At 41.3% G+C, this 11,555-nt stretch carries 11 protein-coding genes; 4 read left to right on the forward strand and 7 right to left on the reverse strand.

Translation table 11 applies throughout. The annotated features are described in order from the left end of the window. Position 1 precedes the first annotated feature (1 nt). Positions 2-1,108: a PilT/PilU family type 4a pilus ATPase gene (locus ED622_RS19095; RefSeq protein WP_122036616.1), complete on the forward strand. Its 1,107-nt coding sequence runs from the start codon at positions 2-4 to the stop codon at positions 1,106-1,108. A 149-nt stretch (positions 1,109-1,257) separates the two neighbouring features. Here ED622_RS19095 and ruvX read toward each other — a convergent pair whose 3' ends face one another. From ruvX to metK, 7 genes are all read right to left on the reverse strand, one after another. After that, entirely contained in the window at positions 1,258-1,683 is a 426-nt protein-coding gene (ruvX, locus tag ED622_RS19100) for a Holliday junction resolvase RuvX (RefSeq protein WP_045102885.1), read from the reverse strand. Beyond that, positions 1,680-2,243 (reverse strand): YqgE/AlgH family protein, encoded by a 564-nt coding sequence (locus ED622_RS19105; RefSeq protein WP_122036617.1) that lies wholly within the window; start codon positions 2,241-2,243, stop codon positions 1,680-1,682. Before ED622_RS19105 ends, ruvX begins: the two co-directional genes overlap by 4 nt. A gap of 66 nt (positions 2,244-2,309) precedes the next feature. After that, complete coding sequence (gene gshB / locus ED622_RS19110) at positions 2,310-3,257, reverse strand: glutathione synthase (protein WP_122036618.1); 948 nt, start codon at positions 3,255-3,257, stop codon at positions 2,310-2,312. A gap of 13 nt (positions 3,258-3,270) precedes the next feature. Next, on the reverse strand, positions 3,271-4,002 hold the full coding sequence (rsmE, locus tag ED622_RS19115; RefSeq protein ID WP_122036619.1) for a 16S rRNA (uracil(1498)-N(3))-methyltransferase: 732 nt from the start codon (positions 4,000-4,002) through the stop codon (positions 3,271-3,273). A gap of 82 nt (positions 4,003-4,084) precedes the next feature. Beyond that, entirely contained in the window at positions 4,085-4,789 is a 705-nt protein-coding gene (endA, locus tag ED622_RS19120; RefSeq protein ID WP_122036620.1) for a deoxyribonuclease I, read from the reverse strand. A 99-nt stretch (positions 4,790-4,888) separates the two neighbouring features. Continuing rightward, complete coding sequence (locus tag ED622_RS19125; RefSeq protein WP_122036621.1) at positions 4,889-5,395, reverse strand: SprT family zinc-dependent metalloprotease; 507 nt, start codon at positions 5,393-5,395, stop codon at positions 4,889-4,891. 113 nt (positions 5,396-5,508) lie between these two features. After that, a complete protein-coding gene (metK, locus tag ED622_RS19130) occupies positions 5,509-6,663 on the reverse strand; it encodes a methionine adenosyltransferase (RefSeq protein WP_122036622.1) in 1,155 nt (384 codons plus the stop codon). 386 nt (positions 6,664-7,049) lie between these two features. Between metK and tkt the strand changes: the two genes are divergently transcribed. From tkt to ED622_RS19145, 3 genes are all read left to right on the forward strand, one after another. Next, entirely contained in the window at positions 7,050-9,044 is a 1,995-nt protein-coding gene (tkt, locus tag ED622_RS19135; RefSeq protein ID WP_122036623.1) for a transketolase, read from the forward strand. 139 nt (positions 9,045-9,183) lie between these two features. After that, a complete protein-coding gene (epd, locus tag ED622_RS19140; protein ID WP_122036624.1) occupies positions 9,184-10,203 on the forward strand; it encodes an erythrose-4-phosphate dehydrogenase in 1,020 nt (339 codons plus the stop codon). A gap of 166 nt (positions 10,204-10,369) precedes the next feature. After that, a complete protein-coding gene (locus ED622_RS19145; protein ID WP_105054003.1) occupies positions 10,370-11,533 on the forward strand; it encodes a phosphoglycerate kinase in 1,164 nt (387 codons plus the stop codon). Positions 11,534-11,555 lie beyond the last annotated feature (22 nt).

Consider the following 11,555-nt stretch of genomic DNA (forward strand, 5'->3'; position numbering starts at 1 on the left):
TATGGAGTTAGATCAACTTCTGGATCAAATGGTTACACAAAAAGCGTCAGATATTTACTTAACTGTAGATGCGCCGTGCCTATTACGCGTTCACGGTGAACTGCAGCCAGTAGGCGAAAAACAAACGTTTGATTCTATCACGGCGTTATTAGCTGAAATGATGGATGATGAGCGTCAAACAGAATTTCATCAAAAGCTAGAGGCCAATTTTGCGATAGTGAAAGAGAGCGGTCGTTTTCGTGTGAGTGCATTTTGGCAACGTGAGCAGCCGGGTGCGGTGATCCGTCGCATTGAAACTAAAATACCGTCAATGGATTCGTTGAATTTACCTGATGTAATGAAGGATCTTGCAACCTCTAAGCGTGGTTTAGTTCTTGTAGTTGGGGCTACTGGCTCGGGTAAATCTACCTCAATGGCAGCAATGACTGGATACCGTAATGATAATCGCAGTGGTCATATTCTAACGGTGGAAGATCCAATTGAGTTTGTTCATCCGCATAATAAATGCATTGTGACTCAACGTGAAGTTGGGCTCGATACTGAAAGTTATGAAGTCGCATTGAAGAATTCGTTACGCCAAGCGCCAGATATGATTTTGATTGGTGAAATTCGAAGTCGAGATACAATGGAATACGCCATGACGTTTGCGGAAACCGGTCATTTATGTATGGCGACTCTGCATGCGAACAATGCCAACCAAGCATTAGAGCGAATTATTCACTTGGTACCTAAAGATCGTAAAGAGCAGTTTTTGTTCGATTTATCAATGAACTTAAAAGGTATTATTGCTCAGCAGCTTGTACCAGATATTAATGGCAATGGACGTCATGGTGTCTATGAGGTGCTATTAAATACTCCTCGAATTTCAGATTTGATCCGTCGTGGTGATTTGCATGAGCTAAAAGCAACCATGGCTAAATCACGAGAATCAGGCATGCAGACGTTTGATCAGTGTTTGTTTGATTTAGTTATCGCAGATAAGATCTCAGAAGATGAAGCATTACACAGTGCGGATTCAGCCAATGATTTGAGGTTGATGTTGAAGACGAAGCGTGGTGATTCATTTAGCTCGTCGAAGTTTGATAAAGTGTCGATATCGTTAGACTAAAAGCGATACGCTTTACTAACTAGAACGCTACGCTCTAGAAACTATAAGAGCAGTAATACGTAAAATGATTACTGCTCTTAATATCTGCTTTTGATCTTACAGGAGCGAAGCGTTCTAGTCCCTAGTTTCTAGTTTCTAGTTTCTAGTTCTTAGCCCCATTGACTTTCAAACCAGCTTTCTAAAATAACCACTGCTGACTGACAATCAATATTACCTTTCGATAACGCTTTATAGCCACCGAACTCAAATAAATCCGCACGAGCTTCAGCCGTTGATAAGCGTTCGTCGTGTAGCTCAACTTGATTACCAAAACGGCCATGTAGACGATTAGCAAATTTCTTTGCTTTTGGTGTGATGGTTTCTAGCTCTTTACCATGAAGATCGGTTGGTAGGCCAACAACGATTAAATCGGGTTGCCATTCTTTAATCTGTTTTTCAATATCATCCCAGTTAGGGGTACCATCTTGAGCTTTGAATGCTTTTAATGGACTTGCAGTACCTGTGATTTCTTGGCCAATGGCAGAACCAATGCTCTTGGTGCCAAAATCAAATGCCATGATGGTACGTGAACTCATGCGTGTCCAACCTCGCTAGATAGATTGGCAGGGTTAATGCCTAAAATTTCAATCGCTCTTCGCCAGCGATCAGGAATTGGGGTATCAAAAATAACAGAATGATCAGCTTCTAACACCAACCAACTGTTTTCAGAAAGCTCTTCTTCAAGCTGTCCAGCATCCCACCCTGAATACCCAAGTGCAACTAGGTATTTATGTGGCTGAGATTCAGTGCCAAGCGTGGCTAGAATGTCTTTTGATGTCGTGACTGAAAGTTCGTTAGTGACTCGGATACTTGATATATAACTGTCTTTCACTGAATGTAAGACAAAGCCTCGGTCATCAGAAACTGGCCCACCATTGAGTACTGGTTGGGTTAAGGTCTGTGGAAAAATAACCGGTGATGGCTTATCTAGTTTTATTTGGTCAAGCATACCTTCTAATGAAATAGGAACAGTTTCATTAATACGTAGGCCCATGGTCCCCTCTGAATCATGCTCACAAATGTAGATGACACTTCGGTGAAAAAATGGGTCTTTCATACTTGGCATTGCTACCAAAAAATGGTTTTTTAAATCCACAAAGCCTCCTAAAAAATTCAGTTTAATAAAGGGAACAATAGGCTCCCTTTATTATAGCTGGCTCAATTAAGCGTTAATGCGACGCTCGATTGCATCCATTAATTTTCCCGTAATTGAAACATCAAATGCGGCTTCAATCTCTTTAATACATGTAGGGCTTGTTACGTTAATTTCTGTTAGCTTGTCACCAATGACATCCAGACCTACAAAGATTAGACCTTTTTCTTTCAATGTTGGAGCTACCGCATTAGCAATTGCCCAGTCAGTCTCACTTAATGGACGCGCTTCACCAGTACCGCCAGCAGCCAAGTTACCACGAGTTTCGCCTTTAGCTGGAATACGAGCTAAGCAGTAAGGCATTGGTTCACCATCAACAACAAGAATGCGTTTATCACCATTGCTAATATCTGGAACAAACGCTTGTGCCATACAGTAATTTTGTTCGTGATTAGTCAGTGTCTCAATGATCACAGATACGTTTGGATCGCCAGCTTTAACACGAAAGATTGACGCGCCGCCCATACCATCAAGTGGTTTAAGGATAATATCGCCATGCTCTTCGCGGAATGCTTTAATTTTTTCCGCTTTACGAGTCACTAAGGTTGTTGGTGTTAGTTCAGGGAACCAAGCCGTAAATAGTTTCTCGTTACAATCACGTAAGCTTTGTGGTTTATTTACAATTAAAGCACCTTGAATTTCTGCGCGTTCAAGAATGTAGGTCGCGTAGATGTATTCAGTATCAAACGGAGGATCTTTACGCATTAATACCGCGTCAAGATCAGCAAGGTCGATGGTTTGCTCTGATTTAAATTCGTACCATCCAGTAGGGTCTTCTTTTAATTCAACGACTTTGGTATCTGCAACTGCTTTACCTTGATCTAGGTGTAGGTCAGCCATTTCCATGTAATGGATTTCCCAGCCACGTTTTTGTGCTTCAAGCATCATGGCAAAGCTAGAGTCTTTTTTGATGTTAATGGATGAGATAGGATCCATTACGATACCGAGTTTGATCATTGTGTTTCTCCAGTTAACCAAGATCGCCAAAACGAACTTGTAGGGCAGTAATTGCAGTAAGTGCTGCGGTTTCGGTTCTAAGAACACGGGGACCTAGCAACGTTTCTTCAAATTTGTATAGTTCTGTCATGCTAATTTCATCAGACGATAAACCGCCTTCAGGGCCTATTAACAAGCGTACATTAGTGACAGGCTCTGGTAGCGTGTTGATAGAGTATTTTGCTCTTGGGTGAAGGTTTAGTTTTAGTCCTTCATACTCTTCAGCACACCACTCTTCTAATGACATGATCGGGCGAATTTCAGGAACAGTATTACGTCCACACTGTTCACAAGCTGCAATTGCAATTTTTTGCCATTGGTCGAGTTTCTTCTCGAAGCGTTCTTTATTTAATTTAACACCACAACGCTCTGAAATTAGAGGAGTAATGACATTAACGCCTAATTCAACCGATTTTTGAATGGTGAATTCCATTTTATCACCACGAGAAACCACTTGGCCTAAATGTAAATTTAGCGGTGATTCACTGCTACGCTCAACACGTTCACTGATTTCAACTTCAACGCTTTTTTTAGAGGCTGAAGTGATAACAGCAGGAAACTCCGCACCACTGCCATCAAACAGTAATACTGACTCGCCTTCTTTCATTCGCATTACACGACCAACGTGGTTGGCTGCATCATCACTTAAATTAATTTTCCCTTGTGATGGAAGGGCATCTGGATGATGAATTCTTGGTATTCTCATGGTCTACTTTTCTTTAACTATCTTATATTTAAGGATGGAGGCTAAACGGTACTTTTTCAACCTCTATTTAGAGTCTGTTGAGTTATTTAGTACAGGCTTTGAAGACGAATTGATTGTGATTACCTTGGATCTTGGCAATACGCTTATCTCGTTCACATTCCCAAGCTGAAACTGGGTATTGTTTGTCCCATGCTTCCATTAGTTGGCGCTGTGCTTTAGATAAGTTAAAGCGATACTCTTTATTCATATACATATAGGTACGGGCAATCGCACCTCGTGATTGTGCAGGTGGCTCAGCAACGCGTCCTTTAAAATCGACTTTAAAGCTACATTGACCATAATTAGCCCCTTTACTGCCATTCCATTGTGAAAACCTAAAATTAGAACGGTCACCATTAACTTCACCAACAGCGGGAACCAAGTTATGTAAATCGGCTTCCATCATTTTGAACTGTTTATCTTTTCGGGTGCAATTTTTACGTCCACCATCTTGCCAACATTGGCGTTGATGACCAAATTGCCAAGCAGGGACTACGTGTTCCCATTCTATACGGCTAGCGCGTTTTTCTTGTTTACGTACTTCATAGCCACAGCTTTCTAAGTCAGGAATGCCTTTCTTTTTATCTTTCCATGTAATGTCACAACCACAATAGAAAGAGGTAGGGTGATCAAGATAGATTTTTACGGCTAATTTTTTAGCTTTAGAAAATGAAGAAGGGGGAGCGGAAAGTGCACTGAAACTAAAAGTTATAGCGATAATGCTGATAACTAAGCGAATTAATGTCATGGTAAACCTACTGATTATAATATTAATACAGTAAGGGTAGCTTATTGTTAATTCGCATTATAGATAAATTAATTACTAGAGTGAGAAAGTGGGCGTTTTCTATTTTTCCGTTGTTTGTAAACGACGTCTAGAAAGCTTTAATGGTGACTGACACGCTTTACAAAGGTATTGGATTTCTTTACGTTGAACTCGATTATGGCGGCGAACAGTAAGTTCGTGTGTTGTGCATTTACAACGATAAGGAAAGGTTTTTCCCTTTACCGAATCAACGCTAAAGCTGTGTGTGGTTCTTGCCGGTAAATTGAAAACTTGATTCATTACACCTTGCCACTCTTTTCCGTGTGGTCTCACTCGACCATACAGTTTAAATGTAATCAAATGGGCGATTTCATGGGGGATCACTTCATTAATAAAAGTCTGTTGATTCTCTTCTAATAATACGGGATTAATTCTGATTTCCCACCCTTGAAGGCGAGCTGTACCTGCAATTTTCCCACGCTGAGTAAAATTAATCTCTGGTAGAGAAAAAGGGCGATTAAAAAAGGCTGATGCTTGTTGAATACATTGTTGAGCTTTAGCAATGGAGGCTTGTTGAAGTGGGGTCATTGAATCTCTTTATTTTGAATGCCGATATCGAATCATAAATATAAAAAGTATATGGGGGTAAAAAACAAAAAAGGAAGCCGAAGCTTCCTTTTAGTGTCAGTTTAAGTAATAAATTACTTAATACCAGCGAAATCACGAAGGATTTCAGCTTTGTCTGTCGCTTCCCAAGGAAACTCTTCACGACCGAAGTGACCGTATGCTGCCGTCTTCTTGTAGATTGGCTGAAGAAGGTTAAGCATTTCTTGTAAACCGTATGGACGTAGGTCGAAGTGCTGACGAACCGCTTCAATGATGATGTCGTGAGATACTTTTTCAGTACCAAACGTTTCAACCATGATTGATGTTGGATCAGCAACACCGATAGCGTATGAAAGTTGGATTTCACAACGATCAGCCATGCCAGCAGCAACAATATTTTTCGCTACGTAACGTGCAGCATATGCTGCTGAACGGTCAACTTTTGATGGATCTTTACCAGAGAATGCACCGCCACCGTGACGAGCTGCGCCGCCGTAAGTATCAACAATGATTTTACGACCAGTCAGGCCACAGTCACCCATTGGGCCACCGATAACAAAACGACCTGTTGGGTTAATAAAGAATTTAGTCTCTTTATTTAACCATTCTGCAGGAAGTACTGGCTTGATGATTTCTTCCATTACCGCTTCACGAAGATCAGGCGTTGTTACTGAATCACAGTGTTGTGTTGAAAGAACAACAGCATCGATACCAACGATTTTACCTTGGTCGTATTGGAAAGTTACTTGAGATTTAGCATCTGGACGTAAAAAGTCTAGTTTACCACTCTTACGTACTTCTGCTTGTTTTTGCATAAGTAGGTGAGAGTAAGTAATTGGAGCTGGCATTAAAATTGGTGTTTCGTTTGTTGCGTAACCAAACATGATACCTTGGTCACCAGCGCCTTGATCTCTTGGGTCTGCTTTATCAACACCTTGGTTGATGTCAGGAGATTGCTTACCAATCGTATTTAATACGGCACAAGAGTTCGCATCAAAACCCATGTCTGAATGAACATAGCCAATATCACGAACGGTTTCACGAGTGATTTCTTCGATATCAACCCATGCTGAAGTAGTTACTTCACCACCGACCATAACCATGCCAGTTTTTACGTACGTTTCACAAGCAACACGTGCTTTTGGATCTTGTTCTAAGATCGCATCAAGTACTGCATCTGAAATTTGGTCTGCAATTTTATCTGGATGACCTTCTGATACTGACTCAGAGGTAAATAGGTGCTTAGCCATGATGAGCTCCACTTCTATAGGTAATAAATTTTAAGAAAATACCCACAGACTATGTAAGTCTATACGTTTAACAGTGTAGGTGTTTTTCCATCTAGACGGCTATAATAGAGAATAATTGATTAATTACAACTCATTTCCGTTAAGAAAATTAATATAAGACATAACCAATCGTTTGCGTTAAGGGCTAATAATTTCCTATAAAAAGACAGTTTTCTTTCAAAATCGTGAAAAAAAGCCTCTTATTTATTAAGTAATCGTTTGCAGTGCAGATAAGCCTTTGCGACAATATGGCGCTGCAAATTTAAGTTAATCCATATTTATGGATAACTAATCAAGAGTTAACTAGCTCAATAAACATATAGTCCTTCGAATTTTCAGGAGCAGGCATGTCTTCACGTAAACATCTAGCAAATGCAATCCGCGCTTTAAGCATGGATGGTGTTCAACAAGCAAATTCTGGCCATCCAGGCGCACCAATGGGTATGGCAGACATCGCTGAAGTATTATGGCGTAGCCACCTAAATCATAACCCACAAAATCCAGAGTGGGCTGATCGTGACCGTTTCATTCTTTCGAATGGCCACGGTTCAATGCTGATTTATTCTCTGCTTCACCTTTCAGGTTACGACCTGTCTATCGAAGACTTAAAGAACTTCCGTCAACTGCATTCTAAAACTCCAGGTCATCCTGAGTACGGTTATGCACCGGGCATCGAAACTACTACAGGTCCATTAGGCCAAGGCATCACTAACGGTGTTGGTATGGCGATGGCTGAAAAAGCATTGGCGGCACAATTTAACCGTGAAGGTCATGACATCGTTGACCACAACACATACGTGTTCATGGGCGATGGCTGTTTAATGGAAGGTATCTCTCACGAAGCATGTTCTCTAGCGGGTACATTAGGTCTTGGTAAGCTGGTTGCTTTCTGGGATGACAACGGTATCTCTATTGATGGTGAAGTTGAAGGTTGGTTCTCTGACGACACACCTAAGCGTTTTGAAGCATACGGCTGGCACGTAATTCCGGCTGTAGATGGTCACGATGCTGACGCAATCAATGCTGCAATCATCGCAGCAAAAGCAGATCCTCGTCCGACTTTGATTTGTACTAAAACTATTATTGGTTTTGGTTCTCCAAACAAAGAAGGTACGCACGATTGTCACGGTGCTCCACTAGGTGCTGATGAAATCGCAGCAACTAAAGCGAAGCTTGGCTGGGAACACGCTGCATTTGAAATTCCTGCTGATGTTTATGGCGAGTGGGATGCAAAAGAAGCAGGCACAGCAAAAGAATCTGCTTGGAATGCAAAATTTGATGCATACGCAGCTGCTCACCCAGAATTGGCTGCTGAATATAAGCGTCGTGTAAACGGTGGCTTGCCAGCTGAGTGGGAAGAGAAAGCAAATGCAATCATTGCTGATCTTCAAGCGAATCCTGCAAACATCGCATCACGTAAAGCTTCTCAAAATGCATTAGAAGCGTTTGGAGCTATGTTACCTGAGTTCATGGGCGGCTCTGCTGACCTTGCACCATCTAACTTGACCATGTGGTCTGGTTCTAAATCTCTAACGGCTGAAGATTTCTCTGGTAACTACATTCACTACGGTGTTCGTGAGTTTGCTATGACAGCTATCATGAATGGTATTGCTCTGCACGGTGGTTTCGTACCATACGGCGCGACTTTCCTAATGTTTATGGAATACGCACGTAACGCAATGCGCATGGCTGCTTTGATGAAAACTCAAAACATCCAAGTGTACACGCATGATTCTATCGGTCTTGGCGAAGATGGTCCGACTCACCAACCTGTTGAGCAGATCGCTTCTTTACGTCTAACACCAAACATGAGCACATGGCGTCCATGTGACCAAGTTGAATCTGCTGTTTCTTGGAAACTAGCGATTGAACGTCGTGATGGCCCATCAGCACTAATCTTCTCTCGTCAAAATCTTGCACAACAAGATCGTAACGCTGAGCAAGTAGCTAACATCGCGAAGGGTGGTTACATCCTGAAAGATTGTGAAGGCCAACCTGAGCTTATCCTTATTGCAACAGGTTCTGAAGTAGAACTAGCGGTTGAAGCTGCGGCTCAACTGACTGCGGAAGGTAAATCAGTACGTGTTGTTTCTATGCCATCTACTGATGCATTTGATAAGCAAGACGAAGCGTACCGTGAAGCGGTTTTACCGTCATCAGTAACTAAGCGTATCGCTGTTGAAGCCGGTATTGCTGATTTCTGGTACAAGTACGTTGGTTTCGGTGGCAAGATCATCGGCATGACAACGTTTGGTGAATCAGCACCTGCTGACGAGCTATTCAAAATGTTTGGTTTCACTACTGAAAATGTAGTAAACACAGCAAAAGAGCTTTTAGCTTAATCAAAAGTCATTCGCTTAATAAAAGTGAATAACTGAATAAAAAGCGAAGTTATCGAGAGGTGGCTTCGCTTTTTTGATCCTTTAAGAAAAAAGCGAAAAGAGTACAATAGGTAGCAAATAAATCTGAGTGAATGGAATTATGTTAAGAGTGGCGATAAATGGATTTGGCCGAATTGGTCGCAGTGTTCTTCGTGCTTTATATGAAAGCGGAAAACGTGATCAAATAGAAATTGTTGCGGTGAATGAATTGTCACAACCAGAAGGGATGGCACATCTTCTTCAGTACGACTCTACACATGGACGTTTCCAGCATAAAGTCACCCACGATCAAGAATATCTTTATATCGACTTACCTGATGGTACTCAAGATAAAGTACGGATTCTGCATCAAGCTGATATTTCTCTTTTACCATGGAGTTCATTAAACGTTGATTTAGTTCTTGATTGTACTGGTGTTTATGGCTCAAAAGCGGATGGTGAAAAGCATATCGAAGCGGGAGCTAAGAAGGTACTGTTTTCGCACCCTGGCAGCACAGATTTAGATAATACGATCATTTATGGTGTTAACCACGATACGTTATTACCTGAACATAGAATTGTTTCCAATGGCTCATGTACTACCAATTGTATTATACCTATTATTAAAGCCATTGATGATGCGTTTGGGATTGATTCTGGAACCATAACAACCATTCACTCATCGATGAATGACCAACAAGTGATTGATGCTTATCATCCTGATTTACGTCGAACTCGCGCTGCTAGCCAATCTATTATTCCTGTAGATACCAAATTGCATAAAGGTATTGAACGAATTTTCCCGAAATTTTCCAACAAATTCGAAGCTATTTCCGTGCGAGTGCCGACAGTAAACGTCACTGCGATGGATTTAAGTGTAACAATTAATACAAATGTGAAAGTTAATGACATAAATCAAACCATTGTTAACGCATCTCGGTGTACATTACGTAACATTGTTGACTATACTGAAGCGCCGCTTGTTTCTATCGACTTTAATCATGATCCCCACAGCGCCATTGTCGATGGTTCACAAACAAGAGTAAGTAATGGGCATTTAGTTAAAATGCTAGTCTGGTGCGATAATGAATGGGGATTTGCTAATCGGATGTTAGATACCGCATTAGTAATGAGAAAATAAAAGCATCAATCAAACAATTTGTGATGGAAAGAGAAAAAAGATTAATTTTCACCTTGAAAAAAGTGAACTCCATCCCTATTTACTGAATAATGCAGTAAGAATTTAATCGGTTTGGCAATGATGCCGAGCTTGAAAACTTTTTATTATTTAATTGAGAGGACAAAACATGTCTGTAATCAAGATGACTGACCTGGAACTTGCAGGTAAACGCGTATTTATCCGTGCTGACCTAAACGTACCAGTTAAAGATGGTAAAGTAACTTCTGATGCTCGTATCCTTGCATCTCTACCAACTATCAAGCTTTGCTTGGAAGCTGGCGCTAAAGTAATGGTTACTTCTCACCTAGGTCGTCCAACGGAAGGCGAATACAACGAAGAGTTCTCTCTAGCTCCTGTAGTTAACTACTTAAATGACGCACTAGATTGTGACGTTAAACTAGCGAAAGATTACCTAGATGGTCTTGAACTAAACGCTGGTGAGCTAGTTGTTCTTGAAAACGTTCGCTTTAACAAAGGCGAGAAGAAGAACGAAGAAGAGCTTTCTAAAAAATACGCAGCATTATGTGACATCTTCGTGATGGACGCATTCGGTACTGCTCACCGTGCTCAAGCGTCAACTCACGGTGTTGGCATGAACGCTCCTGTAGCGTGTGCTGGTCCTCTTCTAGCTGCTGAACTTGAAGCACTAGGTAAAGCAATGGATAAGCCTGCTCGTCCATTAGTTGCTATCGTTGGTGGTTCTAAAGTATCTACTAAACTGACTGTTCTTGAGTCTCTATCTAAAATCGCTGACCAACTTGTTGTTGGTGGTGGTATCGCGAATACATTCATCGCTGCTGAAGGCCACAACGTAGGTAAGTCTTTATACGAAGCTGACCTAGTTGAAACTGCTCAAAAACTAATGAAAGAGTGTGCAATCCCAGTAGCTACTGACGTTGCATGTGCAAAAGCATTTGATGAAAACGCTGAAGCTGAAATCAAGCACGTTTCTGAAGTACAAGACGACGACATGATCTTCGACCTTGGTCCAGATTCAACTGCTGCTCTTGCTGAAATCATCAGCAACGCAAAAACAATTCTTTGGAATGGCCCAGTTGGCGTATTTGAATTCAAAAACTTTGAAGCAGGTACTGCAGGTATTTCTAAAGCAATCGCTGATTCTGAAGGTTTCTCTGTAGCAGGTGGTGGTGATACGCTAGCAGCTATCGATAAGTTCGGTATCAAAGCTGACGTTTCTTACATTTCTACAGGTGGCGGTGCATTCCTTGAGTTCGTTGAAGGTAAAGTACTTCCTGCTGTAGCAATGCTTGAAGAGCGTGCTAAAGCATAATTATTTGAAAAGCGGGGATTTT

The organism is Aliivibrio sp. EL58, assembly GCF_900312675.1.
GTDB lineage: Bacteria > Pseudomonadota > Gammaproteobacteria > Enterobacterales > Vibrionaceae > Aliivibrio.

Bases quoted from the DNA above. Each gene is read 5' to 3' on its own strand.
- ED622_RS19095 (WP_122036616.1), top strand. From the start codon at position 2: ATGGAGTTAGATCAACTTCTGGATCAAATGGTTACACAAAAAGCGTCA.
- ruvX (WP_045102885.1), bottom strand. From the start codon at position 1,683: ATGAGTTCACGTACCATCATGGCATTTGATTTTGGCACCAAGAGCATT.
- gshB (WP_122036618.1), bottom strand. From the start codon at position 3,257: ATGATCAAACTCGGTATCGTAATGGATCCTATCTCATCCATTAACATC.
- rsmE (WP_122036619.1), bottom strand. From the start codon at position 4,002: ATGAGAATACCAAGAATTCATCATCCAGATGCCCTTCCATCACAAGGG.
- endA (WP_122036620.1), bottom strand. From the start codon at position 4,789: ATGACATTAATTCGCTTAGTTATCAGCATTATCGCTATAACTTTTAGT.
- ED622_RS19125 (WP_122036621.1), bottom strand. From the start codon at position 5,395: ATGACCCCACTTCAACAAGCCTCCATTGCTAAAGCTCAACAATGTATT.
- metK (WP_122036622.1), bottom strand. From the start codon at position 6,663: ATGGCTAAGCACCTATTTACCTCTGAGTCAGTATCAGAAGGTCATCCA.
- tkt (WP_122036623.1), top strand. From the start codon at position 7,050: ATGTCTTCACGTAAACATCTAGCAAATGCAATCCGCGCTTTAAGCATG.
- epd (WP_122036624.1), top strand. From the start codon at position 9,184: ATGTTAAGAGTGGCGATAAATGGATTTGGCCGAATTGGTCGCAGTGTT.
- ED622_RS19145 (WP_105054003.1), top strand. From the start codon at position 10,370: ATGTCTGTAATCAAGATGACTGACCTGGAACTTGCAGGTAAACGCGTA.